This is a genomic window from Pseudomonas sp. CH235 (genome assembly GCF_004368175.1).
Classification (GTDB): Bacteria; Pseudomonadota; Gammaproteobacteria; order Pseudomonadales; family Pseudomonadaceae; genus Aquipseudomonas; species Aquipseudomonas paraglycinae.
In genome coordinates this window covers 94,909-111,299 of record NZ_RRZJ01000005.1, presented here as the reverse complement: position 1 = coordinate 111,299, position 16,391 = coordinate 94,909, and the positions used below count along the sequence as shown (strand labels likewise).

Genomic DNA, 16,391 nt, shown 5'->3' with positions numbered 1-16,391 from the left:
CTTTTGCCAACGGGAGCCTTGAATGCCGCAACCGAAAACCCGCTGGGACATTTTTTGTACGGTCGTCGACAACTACGGCGACATCGGCGTGACCTGGCGTCTGGCCCGGCAACTGGTCAGCGAGCAGGCAATGACGGTGCGGCTGTGGGTCGATGACCTGCGCGCCTTCGAGCGCATCTGCCCCGAAATCGACATCAGCCTCGATCAGCAATGGCAGCAGGGCGTCGAAGTCCGGCACTGGCCGACCGAATGGCAGGAAGCGGAGGCGGCCGAGGTGGTGATCGCCGCGTTTGCCTGCCAGTTGCCGAGCGTCTACATGGACGCCATGGCCGCTCGGGAAAAACCGCCGTTGTGGATGAACCTCGACTATCTCAGCGCCGAAGACTGGGTGGTCGGTTGCCACGGACTGCCGTCGGTGAAATACAAGTCGGTGCAGAAGTACTTTTTCTTTCCGGGATTCCAGCCGGGCACCGGCGGCCTGTTGCGTGAAAGCGGTTTGCTGGAGCGGCGTCAGCAGTTTCAGCAGGACCCCGAGGCGCAGCGACAATTCCTGCAAGGTCTGGGGATCATTCCTGCGCCCCGTGCGCAACTGATTTCGCTGTTTGCCTACGAGAATGCGGGACTCGCCAGTTGGCTGGATGTGCTCGCCGCTGACTCGATGCCCACTCATCTGCTGGTGCCGGAAGGACGGATTCTCGGCGATGTCGCCCGTTGGCTCGGGGTCGAGTCGCTGGCGGTCGGGGCGACGCATGTTCGTCAGTCGCTGACCGTGCAGGTGCTGCCGTTCGTCCGTCAGGATCAATACGATCAATTGCTCTGGTGCTGCGATTTCAACGCGGTGCGCGGCGAGGACTCGTTTGTCCGGGCGCAATGGGCGGGGCGGCCGATGCTGTGGCACATCTATCAGCAGGACGAAGACATCCATCTCGACAAGCTCGACGCCTTCCTTGCGCTCTACACAAAAGGTCTTTCGCCCGTTGCCGCCGAGGCGATGAACGGTCTCTGGCGTGCCTGGAGTGCCGGGCAGCCTATCGGCGACCACTGGCTTGAGGCCCGCAAACACTGGCCCGAACTGCAGGAAAATGCCCGCGCGTGGTGTCTGGAACAGGCCTTGCAGGCGGATCTTGCGACGGCGCTGGTACAGTTTTACCGAAATTGGATATGATACGCGGCCTAGATTTTTGTAAATCCCATCCAAATTCGGATATTCGCAATGAAAACTGGTAAAGAACTCAAACCCGGTACCGTGATCCGTATCGACAACGATCCTTGGCTGGTTCAGAAAGCTGAATTCACCAAATCGGGCCGTAACAGCGCGATCATGAAGACCAAGCTGAAGAACCTGCTGACCGGTTACAAGACCGAAACCGTTTACGGTGCGGACGACAAGCTGGACGACGTGATCCTGGATCGCAAAGAAGCGACCCTGTCCTTCATCAGCGGTGACTCCTACACGTTCATGGACACCACCGACTACACTATGTACGAGCTGAACGCCGAAGACATCGAAAGCGTTCTGCCATTCGTGGAAGAAGGCATGACCGACGTTTGCGAAGCCGTATTCTTCGAAGGCCGTCTGGTTTCCGTAGAGCTGCCGACCACCATCGTGCGTCAGGTTGACTACACCGAAGGTTCCGCTCGCGGCGACACTTCCGGCAAGGTGATGAAGCCTGCCAAACTGAAGAACGGTACCGAGCTGTCGGTTGCTGACTTCATCGAAATCGGCGACATGATCGAGATCGATACCCGCGAAGGCGGTTCCTACAAAGGCCGTGCCAAATAAGCACTGCTTTTTGCGGAAAGAAAAAGCCCGACCATTGAGTCGGGCTTTTTTGTGCCTGATGAAAATTACTTCTTCAGGTGCTGTTTCAGCTCCTCCGAGGCCTGCAGCATCGCCGAACGCACCGCCGGCACCTGGCTGACCACGTTGAGCAAACCGTAGTCGTGGATCATGCCGTTGTAGCGCACGGAGGTCACCGGCACGCCGGCTTCGTCGAGTTTGCGGGCGTAGGCTTCACCTTCGTCACGCAGCACGTCGGCTCCGGCGGTCTGCACCAGCGCTGGCGGCAGACCCTTCAATTGCGCGGTGGTGGCCCGCAGCGGCGAGGCGTAGATCTCGTTCCGCTGGTTGGCGTCGGTGGTGTAGTTGTCCCAGAACCACTTCATCATGTTGCGAGTGAGGAAGTGCCCCTCGGCGTACTGGTTATACGAACCGGTGTCGAAATTGGCATCGGTCACCGGCCACAGCAGCACCTGGAATTTGATCGCCGGGGTGCCTTTGTCTTTGGCCATCAGGGCGACGACCGCCGCCATGTTGCCGCCGACGCTGTTGCCCGCCACCGCCAGACGCTTGCCGTCGACGTTGATCTCTTTGCCGTGTTCGGCCACCCATTTGGTCGCGGCGTAAGCCTGGTTGATCGCCACCGGGTAATGCGCTTCCGGCGAAGGGGTGTAGTTGACGAACACCGCCGCCGCACCCGAGCCGACCACCAGATCCCGCACCAGACGCTCGTGGGTCGGGAAATCCCCCAGCACCCAGCCACCGCCGTGGAAGAACATGAACACCGGCAGCTCGCCCTTGACCCCGGCCGGCCGGACGATGGTCAGGCTCAACGGTTGGCCATCGACCTGGATGGTCTTCTCGCTGACGTCCGCTTTGGGCAGCGTCAGTTTGACCCCGGACTGCGCGCCCGTCAGCACGGCGCGGGCATCCTTGGGCGTCATCTGTTCCATCGGTTTGCCGGTGCCGGCATTCAGCACATCGAGAAACGCCTGGGTGTTGTGTTCAACTTCCCCGGCAAATGCGCTGTGGATGGACAGGGCGAGAAGGGTACCGGTCAAGACTTTGCTGAAAGTGTTCATGTTCATTTCCTGTACGGGCCTGAGTGTCAGTGATTACACGGTGACGTGCAGACGCACATCAACGTTGCCGCGAGTGGCGTTGGAGTACGGGCAGACCTGGTGGGCAGCGTCGACCAGGCTTTGTGCGTCTGCCTGTTCCAGGCCCGGCAGGCTGATGTGCAGGTCGATGTCCAGGCCGAAACCGCCAGGAATCTGGCCGATGCCGACGTGAGCGGTGATCGAGGCGTCGTCCGGAATTTTGCGTTTGGTCTGGCTGGCGACGAATTTCAGGGCACCGATGAAGCAGGCCGAGTAGCCGGCGGCGAACAGTTGCTCAGGGTTGGTAGCTGCGCCGCCGGCACCGCCGAGTTCTTTCGGGGTGGCGAGTTTGACGTCGAGGATGTTGTCGCTGGAGATCGCGCGACCGTCACGGCCGCCAGTGGAGGTTGCGATTGCGGTGTAGAGAGTTTGCATGGTGTGAGCCTCATTGAGTGTGGTTTGTTGCGCTAATTGTTTGCGCGCTAACTAGGTGCGAAGTAAATGTACTGCGCGAATATTTAGCGCGCAAGATAAATTTTTTGAAGAACGCGCGAATGGTCACTTGGATTGGGTAGGGTCGTGATCCCAAGCTTTTGATATAGAAGGTTTTTTTTAGTGTGAAACGAGAGGAAAAAAATTTTCGGGGATCAGCGGGGAAGGTGCGATTAGCCTGCAGGCGCAAGGCTGCGCCCACAGGAAAGGGGGAGTCTTAAGCGAGACTGTCCTGCAAATGACCACGCAAGGCCTGCAACTCGGCTTGCAGATTTTGCAGACGTTCCAGGGTGAAGCCGCTGGCCCCCAGAATGCACTGCGGAACGGTTCGGGCCTTGTCTTTCAAGGCGCGTCCCTGGGCAGTCAGTTCAACGATCACCACGCGTTCATCCTCACGGCTACGGGTTCGGCTGAGCAAACCTTCACCTTCCAGACGTTTGAGCAGCGGGGTCAGCGAACCCGGATCGGTCAGCAGGCGCGTGCTGATTTCTCCGACGGTCAAACCATCCTTCTCCCACAGCACCATCATCGCCAGGTATTGCGGATACGTCAGGCCAAGCGCTTGCAGCAGCGGCTTGTAGACCTTGGTCATCATCAGCGAAGTGGAATGCAGGGCGAAGCAGGCCTGATTGTCGAGCAGCAGCTCTTCGCAGTGATCGGAGGTGTTGCGGTCGGTGGTCATGTCAGTGCCTTGAACGGTGATGCAGTTGAATCTAGCGCTCGAATCTTTAATGCGCCAGACAATTGTGCCCGGTGGCGAATCGGTCAGTGCCGGCCCAGTTCCCGCTGCAGGGCCAGATCCCACGGTGGCACGGGGCTGAACCGGGTTTTGAGGTATTCCAGCAGCAGGCGGCTGCGGGAGCTGGCCTGTTGCTCCAGACGCAGCGCATAGATGCCGGTGCTTTCCGGTTTTGGCAGGCCGTTTTCACAGAACAGCGGCAGCAACTCGCCGCGCAACAGGTATTCGCTGGCCAGCCAGGTCGGCAGATGCGCGATCCCGAGTCCCGCCAGCGCACCGCAAACCAGTGCCTCGGCGTTGTTGGCGCTCATGCGTATCCGCGCCGGGCGGTGCAGTTGCATCTGCCCGTTCTGTTCGAAACGCCAGGCGAAGGGCGGGGCAAGACCGTCCCAATCCAGACCGTCATGTTCACTCAATTGCGCTGGCTCGCTCGGCACGCCTCGGCGCTTGAGATAATCGGGGCTGGCGCAGGCGATGCGCACCATGCTCGCCAACGGTGTGGCGACCAGCCGGGTGTCGGCCATCTGCCCGGCGCGCAATACCAGATCGACCTTGCCCAGGTTCGAACCGTCCATGTCCACGAAGCTGTCGATCAGATGCAGCTGCACGTCGAGCCCCGGATACAGCACCAGAAAATCGGCAATCACTGGCGCCAGATGCCGGCGCCCGAAGGCCGCCGGCGCATCCACCCGAATCAGACCCTCCGGCGCGCTGCTCAGGGACACCGCTTCCGCCCGGGCCAGTTGCAGCTCGGCAACGATCCGTCGCGCCCGTTCGGCAAACGCCAGACCCGCCGGCGTGGCGCGCACCGCGTGAGTGCTGCGGATGAACAACTGGCTGCCGACAGCGCTTTCCAGACTGTCGATACGCCGGGCAACGGCGGACGGCGTCAGCGGATGTCGGCGTGAGGCGGCGGAGAAACTGCCACTTTCCAGCACATCGAGAAACAGCCCGAGTTGTTCGGTCAATTGATTGGGATTCATGAATCAGTTCAGTGCCTATGCGGATTTGGCACAGCCATTGTGCGTTGCTGTGCGTTTCCGTGCCAGCGTCGACTGCGTAGGATGAGTCGCCTGACGTTTGAGGAATTCTGCTGTGATCGAGTTTTTGCTGTACCTGTTGTTTGGCGCCGCCCTCGGCACGCTGGGTGGGATCTTCGGCATCGGTGGTGGCTTGATCGCCATTCCGCTGCTGGGCGTGTGGTTCGGGCTCGATCAGCAGATCGCCCAAGGCACGGCGCTGGTGATGGTGGTGCCGAACGTGATGCTGGCGCTGTGGCGTTATCATCAGCGCAATCGCATTGAGCTCCGGCATGCATTGCCGTTGGCGGTGATGGGATTCTGTTTCGCGTGGATCGGCTCGATCTGGGCCGTGGGCATCGACGCGCAAACCATGCGCATCGGCTTTGTCGCGTTCCTCGTGGCGTTGTCGGCCTACAACCTGGTGCGCATGTTTGGCGCGCGTCCGGCAGCGACTTCCGAGATGCGTTATTCATGGCCGTGGCTGGGCGTGCTCGGCGCGGCGTCGGGCACCATGGGCGGCTTGTTCGGTGTCGGTGGGGCGGTGGTGGCGACGCCGGTGCTGACCAGCCTGTTCGGCACCACTCAGGTGGTTGCCCAAGGCCTGTCGCTGGCGCTGGCGTTGCCGAGCACCGGCGTCACGCTGGTGACGTACGCGGTGCACCACGAAGTGGACTGGATGATCGGCCTGCCGCTGGCCATTGGCGGTCTGGCCAGCATCAGCTGGGGCGTGAAAGTGGCCCACGCGATGCCGGAAAAACTCCTGCGCGGGCTGTTCTGCGGGTTCCTGGTGCTGTGCGCGGTGATGCTCGCCTTTAAAGTTTGAAGCCTTCGACGATGTGCTCGGCCAGGCATTCGGTGATCGGCGAGGGATTGTTGAGGTTGCGGATCAGCATGATGCTGGCCTCGGGCAACAGCGGCAGATCTTCGGCGGCGCCGAGAATGCGCAGATCCGGGGTGATCAGGCTTTCCAGTTGCGCGGTGATCGCCAGACCCGCGCTCACCACCGCCATCAACGCCGACAGGCTGGTGCTGTTGTAGGCAATCCGGTACTCGCGGCCCATCGCGTCCAGCGCGTTACAGGCCCACAGGCGGCAAAAGCAATCACTATTGAACATCGCCAGCGGCAACGGCGTTTGTTCGTGGGCGCTGAAATTCTGCGCCTCGGCCCAGACGAAGCGCTCCTTGCGCAGCAATTGGCCAATCTCGTTGCCCGGCTCGCGAGTGACGATCGACAGATCCAGGTCCGTGCGTTGCAGTAACTGTTTGGTCGACTCGCAATGCACTTCGATCTGGATCAGCGGATAGAACTGCGCGAAGCGCGACAAAATTCCCGGCAGAAAGCGCATCACGTAATCGTCCGGCGTGCCGATCCGCACCGTGCCGACCATGTGCGGCTCGCGCAGGGTGTTGAAAACTTCACTGTGCAATTTCAGGATGCGCCGCGCGTAGCCGAGCAACACCTGGCCTTCAGCGGTCAGGCGCACCTGCCGTCCGTCGCGCTCGAACAACTGGCGCTGCAACACGTCCTCTTCCAGACGCTTCATCTGCATGCTCACCGCCGATTGGGTGCGGTTGACCATTTCGCCGGCGCGGGTGAAACCGCCCTGATCGGCAATCGCGACAAAGGTGCGCAGGACATCGGTATCGATACTGGGGTACGCCGACAATTGATGAATCTCCGTGATGCATGCCATCAGAAACATTCGTTGGATTGATCGTAGCCCCGGCGCGAGACTTGAGCCATCCCTAAAGGAGGGCAATACGATGAAAGGTCAAAAAGTCTATGTGAGCGATGACAGAGTGCCGGTCCATCTGATTACCGATTTGCTGCACAAGTTTAGCCGCTGGTACGAACTTCACCGCGAACGCGAGTTGCTTGCCAGTCTGAGCGACGAAGCGTTGAAGGACATCGGAGTCAGCCGTGCCGACGTCGAACATGAGTCGGTGCGGCCGTTCTGGGACGATCCGATGCATAAATGATGAGGCCATCGCTACACAACCCCCTTTGTAGTGAGGTAGGTTGCGAGCAGACATGGAGGTACACATGCCCGCGACATTGTCCTTTTCCCTTAAACAGGCTCGACGTCTGGCACTGGCTGCCCAAGGGTTTCACGGGCGCCAGCCGCCGGCTGTCAAGGCGATGCACGTAAACCGGCTGATCGAACGCCTCGGCCTGTTGCAGATCGACTCCGTCAACGCCGTGGTGCGCTCGCACTACCTGCCGCTGTTCTCCCGTCTTGGTTCCTATTCTGCTGACTTGCTCGACCAGGCTGCCTGGAGTTCGGGGCGACGCCGTTCGCTGTTCGAATACTGGGGCCATGAGGCGTCGTTGCTGCCGCTGTCGATGTACCCGCTGATGGGCTGGCGCATGCAGCGGGCCAGACGTGGTGAAGACATCTATCAGCAACTGGCGCGATTCGGTCGCGAGCAGCAGGACACCATTCGCCGGGTGCTGGCGTCGGTCGAAAAGCAGGGCGCACTGGGCGCCGGCAGCCTGTCGACCCGCGAGGAAAAGGCCGGGCCATGGTGGGACTGGAGCGCGGAAAAGCACGCCTTGGAATGGCTGTTTGCCGCTGGCGAAGTCACCGTCGCCGGACGCCGTGGTTTCGAGCGTTTGTATGACTTGCCCGAGCGGGTGATTCCAGCTTCCGTGCTGCAGCGGCCATTGCCCGATGAGGCCGAGGCGCAGCGCGGTTTGTTATTGCATGCAGCGCAGGCGCTGGGTGTCGGCACGGAAAAAGACCTGCGTGATTACTTCCGCCTGAATCCCTCTGATGCCCGCCCTCGTCTGGCCGAACTGGTCGAGGACGGGCAACTGCTGACCTGCGAAGTCGCCGGTTGGCGCCAGATTGCTTATTGTCTGCCCGAGCCGAAAATCCCGCGCAAGGTCGAGGCCAGTGCATTGCTGTCGCCGTTCGACTCACTGATCTGGGAGCGCAGCCGAACTGAGCGGCTATTCGATTTCCGCTATCGGCTGGAGATCTACACGCCGCAGGACAAGCGGGTCTACGGCTATTACGTGCTGCCGTTCCTGCACAATGAACGGATTGCCGCGCGGGTCGATCTGCGTGCTGAACGGGCGGCGGGGCGGTTGGCAGTGCATGCGGTGCACGAGGAAGAAACCGGACTGGATGACGCGGGGATGCTGGCGCTGGCGCTGAATTTGCGGCGCATGGCGGACTGGTTGGGGCTTGAGCACGTGCAGCTCAATTGTCAGCGGGAAAGTGCGGGGCGATTGCGGGTGGCGTTGGCTCAAGTCGAAAACGACCGAGCCAACGTCATCGCGATTTAGCGTTTGACCTGTTTCAGCGTCTCGGCAATCAAGAACGCCAGTTCCAGCGACTGATCGGCATTCATCCGTGGGTCGCAGTGAGTGTGATAGCGATCCGACAAGCCGTCTTCAGTGATTGGCCGCGCGCCACCGATGCACTCGGTAACGTTCTGCCCGGTCATTTCGATGTGGATACCGCCGGCGTAGCTGCCCTCCGCTTCGTGAACCTGGAAGAACTGCTTCACCTCGCCAAGAATCTGCGCGAAGTCGCGGGTCTTGTAGCCGCTGCTGGCCTTGATGGTGTTGCCGTGCATCGGGTCGGAACTCCACAGCACCTGCTTGCCTTCGCGCTGCACCGCGCGGATCAGCGCCGGCAGGTGATCGCCGACTTTGTTCGCGCCCATCCGTGCGATCAGGTTGAGGCGGCCCGGATCGTTGTCCGGGTTGAGCACGTCGATCAGGCGGATCAGGTCGTCGGGGTTCATGCTCGGGCCGACTTTCACCCCGATCGGGTTGTTCACCCCGCGCAGGAATTCGACGTGGGCGCCGTCGAGCTGACGGGTGCGGTCGCCGATCCACAGCATGTGCGCCGAGCAATCGTAGTAATCGTTGGTCAGGCTGTCGCGGCGCACGAAGGCTTCTTCGTAGTTCAGCAGCAGCGCTTCGTGGGCGGTGAAGAAACTGGTTTCGCGCAGTTGCGGCGAGCTGTCCATGCCGCAGGCGCGCATGAACGCCAGGGTTTCATCGATACGGTCGGCGAGGTGGCTGTATTTTTCGGCCAGCGCCGAGTTGGCGATGAAATCGAGGTTCCACTTGTGCACCTGATGCAGGTCGGCAAAACCGCCCTGGGCGAAAGCGCGCAGCAGGTTGAGGGTGGCGGTGGACTGGTGATAGGACTGCAGCAGACGCTCCGGATCCGGTACGCGGCTGGCCGAGTCGAAACCGATGCCGTTGACGATGTCACCCCTGTAGGCCGGCAAGGTCACGCCGTCGATGGTCTCGTCGTTGGCCGAGCGCGGCTTGGCGAACTGGCCGGCCATGCGCCCGACTTTGACCACCGGGCAGCCGGCAGCGAAGGTCATGACGATTGCCATCTGCAGCAACACTTTAAAGGTGTCGCGGATCTTCGCGGCGGAGAACTCGGCGAAGCTTTCCGCGCAGTCGCCGCCCTGCAGCAGGAACGCCCGGCCCTGGGTGACTTCGGCAAACTGACGACGCAGCTCGCGCGCTTCGCCGGCAAACACCAGCGGCGGGTAGCTGGCCAGCGTCTGCTCGACCTGGCGCAGATGCGCGGCGTCGGGGTATTGGGGTTGTTGCTGGATCGGCAGGGCGCGCCAGCTGTCAGGGCTCCAGGGTTGGCTCATCACGGTCTCTAAGGTTCTACGCACGGACGGCCATGTTAGCAGCAATTAGTGCGTGACCTGCTGCCGCCGCTTCGCCGACAATCGCCGCTTTGCCACGGCGCCAGAGCGGTGCCATCGCGTCACCGCGCCCGGTGACCACCAGGAGACGAAATGACTGAGGAGCGCGTCGAGCTGTTGCTCGCCGAGGTACAGGATGAGTTCGGCGTGATTCGCGTGCTGGAAGTGGCCGACTACCGCTTTCTGGAGTTCGGCGATGCGATCGAGCAAAGCTGCGTGTTTACCGCCGACCCGAGCTGGCTGGAGTACGACTACACCCGGGCGATGCTGATCGGCGCGCTGTGCCATCAGCAACCGGAGAGTGCGCTGTTCCTCGGGCTGGGCGCGGGGACGTTGACCCAGGCCTGCCTCAATTTCCTGCCGCTGGAAGATGTCGAAGCCATCGAGCTGCGCCCGGACGTACCGCGTCTGGCCATCGAATATCTCGGCCTGGATGACGATCCACGGTTGTACATCCGCGTCGGCGATGCTCTCGAACTGCTGCCGACGGCTGAGCCGGCGGATCTGATCTTCGTCGACCTGTACACCGATGTCGGCCCCGGCGCCGGGCACCTTGCGTGGAATTTCCTCGGTGACTGTCAGAAGCGTCTGAATCCTGGCGGCTGGCTGGTGATCAACCAATGGGCCACCGATGACGGCAAACCCTTGGGCGCGGCGCTGTTGCGCGGGCTCTATCACCGGCATTACTGGGAGCTGCCGGTGAAGGAGGGCAACGTCATTCTGATCGTGCCGGCGGATCTTGATCAGGTGCTGGACATGCAGGCGCTGACCGCCCGGGCTGAAGCGCTGGCGCCGAAGCTGGGTTACTCGTTGCAGACGTTGATCAACTGCATCCGTCCGGCGACCTGATCTTCAAAGGCCTTTGAAAACGCCAGGCCTGCGCTCCACCAGGGAGCGCACACCTTCCTTGGCGTCTTCAGTGGCCAGCAACTTCTTCACCAGTGGCGGCAAGCTTTTAGCCGCTGCGGTCTCGCCTTCATAGCGCGCCTTGCGTGCCGACATCAACGTTGCCTGTACGCCCAACGGCGCCTGTCGGGCGATTCGCTCGGCCAATTCGATGGCGCGTGGCAGCAAGTCTTCGCTGGCCATGACTTCCTGCACCAGACCCAGGCGCAACGCATCATGGGCATCAAACTCGTCGCCGGTCAGCAGCCAGCGCATCGCATTGCCCCAGCCGGCGACCTGATGAAAGCGTAACGTCGCGCCGCCGAACGGAAAGATCCCGCGCTGCACTTCCATCTGCGCGAACCGAGTATTGCTCGCGCACAGGTTGATGTCGGCGGCGAGCATCAATTCGATGCCGATGGTCAGGCAATAACCCTGCGCCGCGACGATCACCGGTTTGCTGACCCGTGGCCCGACGAACACGCCCCATGGATCGCAACCACCGGGCGGCACCTGCCAGCCCTGGGCGAGGGCGGAACTGGCGTTGACCAGATCGAGCCCGGCGGTGAAATGCTCGCCATGCCCGAACAGCACCGCCACCCGTGCGTCGCTGTCGGCCTCGAATTCACCGTAGGCCAGGGCCAGGTCGTTGAGCAGGTCGAGGTCGAAGGCATTGCGCTTGGCGGCGCGGTCCAGGCCGATCAAATGCACGTGACCGTGGCGCGCACGGCTCACGCGGCCGGGGCAGGGCTGATTCATGGGTGTTTCCTCGCAGGGGAAGAAAAGGTGCAGCGACCAGATGCCGCACGTCGGTGAATCGTTTAAGCGCCATCGCCCGCAGGGCCGGGGTCTTTGAAAAATAGACCTTTGCCCGATTATCCGCAAAACCCCGTTACACAGCGGTGACAACTGTATTTCGCCGATAAAAAAAGCTCCCTTTTTGGGCAAATTCCGGTATAGTGCGCGCCGGCCTTTAACCGGGCCGCGTTTAGGTAGCGCAATTCCCCGAAGTCAGCTTCGGCTGCACGTCCGCACTGCGGGCTCTTCCTTGACGATTCTTTTTCATTCATTCGTTTTCGCAAATCCCCGCCGACAAAGCTGCCAGGGCGACTCTTGAGTCTCAACACGGCATGTGCAGCTTTGGAGCATGGGTCTTTGCGGATGCACTTAGAGGCAGACCCATGACCCAGGAAATCGGCGGCTTCGCCGCTCTTGAACTTCATCCCAATATTGTCGCTGCAGTAGTCGCTACCGGCTATGAAGAGCCTTCGGCCATTCAGCAGCAGTCGATCCCGATCATCCTCGCCGGTCACGATATGATTGGTCAGGCGCAAACCGGTACCGGTAAAACCGCTGCCTTTGCCCTGCCTATCCTGCACCGCATCGATCCGTCCAAGCGCGAGCCGCAAGCTCTGATCCTGGCCCCAACTCGTGAGTTGGCGCTACAAGTTGCAACCGCTTTCGAAACCTACGCCAAGCAAATGCCGGGCGTGACTGTTGTGGCTGTCTACGGCGGCGCGCCGATGGGCCCACAATTGAAAGCAATCCGTAATGGCGCACAGATCGTTGTCGCCACTCCGGGCCGTCTGTGCGACCACCTGCGTCGCGACGAAAAAGTACTGCAGACCGTGAACCACCTGGTTCTCGACGAAGCAGACGAAATGCTCAAACTGGGCTTCATGGACGACCTCGAAGTCATCTTCAAGGCCATGCCGGAAACCCGTCAGACCGTATTGTTCTCGGCGACCCTGCCGCAATCGATCCGTGCCATCGCCGAGCGTCACCTGCGCGATCCAAAGCACGTGAAGATCCAGAGCAAGACCCAGACCGTTACCGCGATCGAACAGGCTCACCTGTTGGTTCACGCTGACCAGAAGACTTCTGCCGTTCTCAGCTTGCTGGAAGTGGAAGATTTCGACGCTCTGATCATGTTCGTGCGCACCAAGCAAGCGACCCTGGATCTGGCCAGCGCCCTCGACGCCAAAGGCTACAAAGCCGCCGCGTTGAACGGCGACATCGCCCAGAACCAGCGTGAGCGCGTCATCGACTCGCTGAAAGATGGCCGTCTGGACATCGTTGTTGCGACCGACGTAGCCGCCCGTGGTCTGGACGTTCCGCGCATCACCCACGTGTTCAACGTGGACATGCCGTACGATCCGGAATCCTACGTGCACCGTATCGGCCGTACCGGCCGTGCCGGTCGCGAAGGCCGCGCGCTGCTGCTGGTGACTCCGCGTGAGCGCCGTATGCTGCAGGTAATCGAGCGTGTAACCGGTCAGAAAGTTGCCGAAGTGCGTCTGCCGGACGCCCAGGCCGTTCTCGATGCCCGCATCAAGAAACTGACCAACAGCCTGTCGCCGCTGGTGGCTGACGCCGAATCGACTCACGGTGATCTGCTGGATCGCCTGACCGCCGACATCGGTTGCACCCCGCGTGCCCTGGCTGCCGCTCTGCTGCGCAAGGCCACCAATGGTCAGGCGCTGAACCTGGCAGCGATCGAGAAGGAACGTCCACTGGTGCCAAACAGCGCACCGCGTGGCGACCGTCCTGAGCGTTCCGGTGATCGTCCGGAACGTGGTGACCGCGAGCGTCGTGCGCCAATGCCTTTGGGCGAAGGCCGTGCCCGTTGCCGTACCGCGCTGGGCGCGCGTGACGGTATCGCGGCGAAAAACCTGCTGGGCGCCATCCTCAACGAAGGTGGTCTGGCGCGTGAAGCCATCGGTCGCATCCAGGTGCGTGACAGCTTCAGCCTCGTCGAGCTGCCGGAAGATGGTCTGGACAAGCTCCTGACCAAACTGAAGGACACTCGCGTTGCCGGTAAGCAGCTGAAACTGCGTCGCTACCGCGAAGATTGATCCGCCTCTGGGCTGATTGATCGAACATAAAAAATCCCCGACTGGTTCGGGGATTTTTTTTGCCTGCGATTTAGGCATCAGCCGAAGCGGTAGATGTCCATACCCAGTGCACCCATGGTGAAACCTTGATGGGCAATGCTGAAATCACCACCGGCACCTCGGGCGAAGTACAGCGGCAGCAGATGCTCGTCACTCGGATGGCTGCGCACGGCGTTCGGTGCCTGCTGGCGGTAATCGTGCAGGGCGGCTTCGTCGTTGGCGGCGAGCTTGTCGACAATCCAGTCGCGGAAATCCCGGGCCCACGGCTCGACGCTTTCCGGGCCGGCGTGCCAGTCCAGTTCCCGCAGGTTGTGGGTGATGCTGCCGGAGCCGATCAACAGAATGCCCTGATCGCGCAGACTGGCCAGCGCCTGGCCGACGCGGTTCTGCAACGCCGGGCCGCCACGGCTGGGCAGGGAAACCTGAACCACCGGGATGTCGGCCTGCGGGTACATCAGCGACAGCGGCACCCAAACACCGTGATCGAACGGTCGTTGCGGGTCGAGACGTGCCGGCAGGTTGTTGGCGGTCAACAGGTCGGCAACCTCGCGGGCCAGTTGCGGATTGCCCGGTGCCGGGTACTGCACTTCAAACAGTGCGCGGGGGAAACCGCCGAAGTCGTGCCAGGTTTCCGGTTGCGCATGGCTGCTGACCAGCAGCTCGTGGCTTTCCCAATGGGCGGAAACGATGACGATGGCGTTCGGGCGTGGCAGTTCGGCTGCCAGCCGCGCCAGGGCCGGACCACTGGCACCGGGCTCCAGCGCCAGCATGGGCGAGCCGTGGGAGATAAACAGGCTGGGAAACATGGAAGGGTTCCTGAGCGTTAAGATGACCCATCTTCAGTCAGTTCATTGATCTAATTCCAATATAAGTTTTAACGTCTTTTGATCGAATTCTTAGGAGGATGCATGCAGCCGGAGTTTTGGCACAAGAAGTGGGAATCGAACCAGATCGGCTTTCACCAGCCTGAGGTGAACCCTTATTTGCAGCGGCACTGGCCTGATCTGGCCATCCCGTCGCAGGCGCGTGTGCTGGTGCCGTTGTGCGGTAAAAGCCTGGATCTGTTGTGGCTCGCCGGTCGAGGTCATCAGGTGCTTGGTGTCGAGCTGTCGGAGAAGGCCGTGGAAGACTTCTTTCTTGAGCAGCAATTGCAGGCGCAGGTGAGCGAGCAGGGCGACTTCAAGGTTTATCGCGCCGGGTCGATCGAGTTGTGGTGCGGGGATTTCTTCTCGCTGACGGCAGATGATGTTGCCGGTTGCACCGCACTGTATGACAGGGCGGCGGTGATCGCCTTGCCGCCCGCGATGCGCGAGCGTTATGCGGCGCACTTGCAGGGTCTTTTGCCGACATGCCGAGGGCTGTTGGTGACGCTGGATTATGACCAGTCGCAGATGCCCGGGCCGCCATTTTCCGTAGACGATGCCGAAGTGCAGCGTTTGCTGGGCAGTGTCTGGCGTGTCGAGATGCTGGAGGAGCAGGATGTGCTCGGTGACAGCTGGAAGTTCGTGCAAGCCGGCGTAACTCGGCTGGAAGAGCGGGTCTACCGGATTTCCGGGGCGTAATCGACAGGCAAAAAAAGGCCCGCATCACTGCGGGCCTTTTCGTTGGTGCGCCGGTTTGATCAGCCGCGACGACGCAGGGCGTCGATACGCTCTTCCAGCGGCGGGTGGCTCATGAACATGCGGGCGAACCCTTGCTTGATGCCACCGTTGATGCCAAAGGCGTTCAGGGTGTCCGGCATGTGCACCGGCAGGCCTTGTTCGGCGCGCAGGCGTTGCAAGGCGTTGATCATCGCGCCGGTACCGGCCAGGCGGGCACCTGCATCGTCGGCACGGAACTCGCGTTTACGCGAGAACCACATCACGATGGCGCTGGCCAGAATGCCCAGCACCAGCTCGGCGAAGATGGTCGCGATGTAGTAGGCCATGCCTTGGCCTTCTTCGTTCTTGAAGATCACCTTGTCGACGAAGTTGCCGATGATTCGCGCGAAGAACATCACGAAGGTGTTCACCACGCCCTGGATCAGCGCCAGGGTGACCATGTCGCCATTGGCCACGTGACCGATCTCGTGAGCCAGCACGGCCCGCACTTCATCTTCCTTGAAACGCTCAAGCAAACCCTGGCTGACTGCGACCAGTGCGTCGTTCTTGTTCCAGCCGGTGGCGAAGGCGTTGGCTTCATAGGCCGGGAAAATCCCCACCTCGGGCATCTTGATCCCGGCTTCCCGGGACAGTTGCTCGACGGTTTGCAGCAGCCATTGCTCGTGGCGAGTGCGTGGCTGGGTGATGATCTGGGTACTGGTGCTCATCTTCGCCATCCACTTGGAGATGAACAGCGAGAACAGGGAACCGGCGAAACCAAAGACTGCACAGAAAACCAGCAGCTGACTGAGGTTGAGATCAACCCCGTTGGCCGCCATGAACCCGTTGAAGCCAAAAAGGCTCAGGGTGATGCTGGCTATCAGCACGACCGCCAGGTTAGTGGCCAAAAACAGCAGGATGCGCATCATGGTTGTAGAAATCTCCTCAAGCTAAAGATGTAGCGTACTGCGGGGTATATAAGGCGCGGCACCTGGCGATTCAACCGAGTGACTATTTCAAACTGTGTCCTACACCGGATTTGTCGGGCATGGGATATTTCCCACTGCTGAATCCGGTATGGATGACAGGCACACGGCACCCGGTCTCATTGCGTCAGGCACGCATGATTCGTATGAGTCGCAAGTGTAGAAGGTGCTGGAGGAGGGGCGGAGCAGAAGTGTTGCTGAATCAGACAGTGCGCAACGTT

Annotated in this window: 17 protein-coding genes; 8 read left to right on the top strand and 9 right to left on the bottom strand. The window is 61.1% G+C overall.

Features of this window, described 5'->3' with window-relative positions; genetic code table 11:
* The first annotated feature begins 22 nt into the window (after nt 1–22).
* Together earP and EIY71_RS07615 are read left to right on the top strand one after the other, a co-directional pair.
* Nucleotides 23–1,165 carry an elongation factor P maturation arginine rhamnosyltransferase EarP gene (earP, locus tag EIY71_RS07620; RefSeq protein WP_134021204.1) on the top strand — a complete coding sequence of 381 codons (1,143 nt, stop codon included), beginning with the start codon at nt 23–25 and terminating at the stop codon, nt 1,163–1,165.
* Between the two features lie 48 nt (nt 1,166–1,213).
* Nucleotides 1,214–1,783 (top strand): elongation factor P, encoded by a 570-nt coding sequence (locus EIY71_RS07615; protein ID WP_007955690.1) that lies wholly within the window; start codon nt 1,214–1,216, stop codon nt 1,781–1,783.
* A gap of 65 nt (nt 1,784–1,848) precedes the next feature.
* On the opposite strand, the gene EIY71_RS07610 is transcribed toward EIY71_RS07615, so the two are convergent.
* From EIY71_RS07610 to EIY71_RS07595, 4 genes are all read right to left on the bottom strand, one after another.
* Complete coding sequence (locus EIY71_RS07610; RefSeq protein ID WP_085647565.1) at nt 1,849–2,862, bottom strand: alpha/beta hydrolase; 1,014 nt, start codon at nt 2,860–2,862, stop codon at nt 1,849–1,851.
* A 33-nt stretch (nt 2,863–2,895) separates the two neighbouring features.
* Entirely contained in the window at nt 2,896–3,315 is a 420-nt protein-coding gene (locus tag EIY71_RS07605) for an organic hydroperoxide resistance protein (RefSeq protein ID WP_034155242.1), read from the bottom strand.
* 274 nt (nt 3,316–3,589) lie between these two features.
* Nucleotides 3,590–4,054: a MarR family winged helix-turn-helix transcriptional regulator gene (locus EIY71_RS07600; protein WP_134021201.1), complete on the bottom strand. Its 465-nt coding sequence runs from the start codon at nt 4,052–4,054 to the stop codon at nt 3,590–3,592.
* An 83-nt stretch (nt 4,055–4,137) separates the two neighbouring features.
* On the bottom strand, nt 4,138–5,094 hold the full coding sequence (locus tag EIY71_RS07595; protein WP_129972556.1) for a LysR family transcriptional regulator: 957 nt from the start codon (nt 5,092–5,094) through the stop codon (nt 4,138–4,140).
* A 112-nt stretch (nt 5,095–5,206) separates the two neighbouring features.
* On the opposite strand from EIY71_RS07595, the gene EIY71_RS07590 reads away from it, so the two are divergent.
* On the top strand, nt 5,207–5,956 hold the full coding sequence (locus tag EIY71_RS07590; protein ID WP_085744971.1) for a sulfite exporter TauE/SafE family protein: 750 nt from the start codon (nt 5,207–5,209) through the stop codon (nt 5,954–5,956).
* Here the strand turns inward: EIY71_RS07590 and EIY71_RS07585 are convergent.
* Nucleotides 5,946–6,800, bottom strand: a complete 855-nt coding sequence (locus EIY71_RS07585; RefSeq protein ID WP_007955701.1) for a LysR substrate-binding domain-containing protein — start codon at nt 6,798–6,800, stop codon at nt 5,946–5,948. The two genes, EIY71_RS07590 and EIY71_RS07585, sit on opposite strands and share 11 nt — an antisense overlap.
* A gap of 97 nt (nt 6,801–6,897) precedes the next feature.
* Here EIY71_RS07585 and EIY71_RS07580 point away from each other — a divergent pair, with 97 nt between their 5' ends.
* Nucleotides 6,898–7,113, top strand: a complete 216-nt coding sequence (locus tag EIY71_RS07580; RefSeq protein WP_085744970.1) for a DUF1127 domain-containing protein — start codon at nt 6,898–6,900, stop codon at nt 7,111–7,113.
* A gap of 64 nt (nt 7,114–7,177) precedes the next feature.
* The gene (locus EIY71_RS07575) at nt 7,178–8,425 is read left to right on the top strand and encodes a winged helix-turn-helix domain-containing protein (protein ID WP_134021198.1); all 1,248 of its coding nucleotides are present in this window, start codon (nt 7,178–7,180) and stop codon (nt 8,423–8,425) included.
* Here EIY71_RS07575 and EIY71_RS07570 read toward each other — a convergent pair.
* Nucleotides 8,422–9,768 (bottom strand): class II 3-deoxy-7-phosphoheptulonate synthase, encoded by a 1,347-nt coding sequence (locus EIY71_RS07570; protein WP_007955704.1) that lies wholly within the window; start codon nt 9,766–9,768, stop codon nt 8,422–8,424. The genes EIY71_RS07575 and EIY71_RS07570 overlap by 4 nt on opposite strands.
* 150 nt (nt 9,769–9,918) lie before the next feature.
* Between EIY71_RS07570 and EIY71_RS07565 the strand changes: the two genes are divergently transcribed.
* A complete protein-coding gene (locus tag EIY71_RS07565; RefSeq protein WP_134021195.1) occupies nt 9,919–10,674 on the top strand; it encodes a spermidine synthase in 756 nt (251 codons plus the stop codon).
* A 3-nt stretch (nt 10,675–10,677) separates the two neighbouring features.
* Here the strand turns inward: EIY71_RS07565 and EIY71_RS07560 are convergent, their stop codons facing one another.
* Nucleotides 10,678–11,469 carry a crotonase/enoyl-CoA hydratase family protein gene (locus EIY71_RS07560; RefSeq protein WP_134021192.1) on the bottom strand — a complete coding sequence of 264 codons (792 nt, stop codon included), beginning with the start codon at nt 11,467–11,469 and terminating at the stop codon, nt 10,678–10,680.
* 422 nt (nt 11,470–11,891) lie between these two features.
* Here EIY71_RS07560 and EIY71_RS07550 point away from each other — a divergent pair, with 422 nt between their 5' ends.
* A complete protein-coding gene (locus tag EIY71_RS07550) occupies nt 11,892–13,565 on the top strand; it encodes a DEAD/DEAH box helicase (protein WP_085744967.1) in 1,674 nt (557 codons plus the stop codon).
* Between the two features lie 77 nt (nt 13,566–13,642).
* Here EIY71_RS07550 and EIY71_RS07545 read toward each other — a convergent pair whose 3' ends face one another.
* The gene (locus EIY71_RS07545) at nt 13,643–14,410 is read right to left on the bottom strand and encodes a class III extradiol ring-cleavage dioxygenase (protein WP_134021189.1); all 768 of its coding nucleotides are present in this window, start codon (nt 14,408–14,410) and stop codon (nt 13,643–13,645) included.
* 102 nt (nt 14,411–14,512) lie between these two features.
* Here EIY71_RS07545 and EIY71_RS07540 point away from each other — a divergent pair, with 102 nt between their 5' ends.
* Nucleotides 14,513–15,166, top strand: a complete 654-nt coding sequence (locus EIY71_RS07540) for a thiopurine S-methyltransferase (protein WP_134021186.1) — start codon at nt 14,513–14,515, stop codon at nt 15,164–15,166.
* A 59-nt stretch (nt 15,167–15,225) separates the two neighbouring features.
* On the opposite strand, the gene htpX is transcribed toward EIY71_RS07540, so the two are convergent.
* Complete coding sequence (htpX, locus tag EIY71_RS07535; RefSeq protein WP_007955710.1) at nt 15,226–16,113, bottom strand: protease HtpX; 888 nt, start codon at nt 16,111–16,113, stop codon at nt 15,226–15,228.
* Nucleotides 16,114–16,391 lie beyond the last annotated feature (278 nt).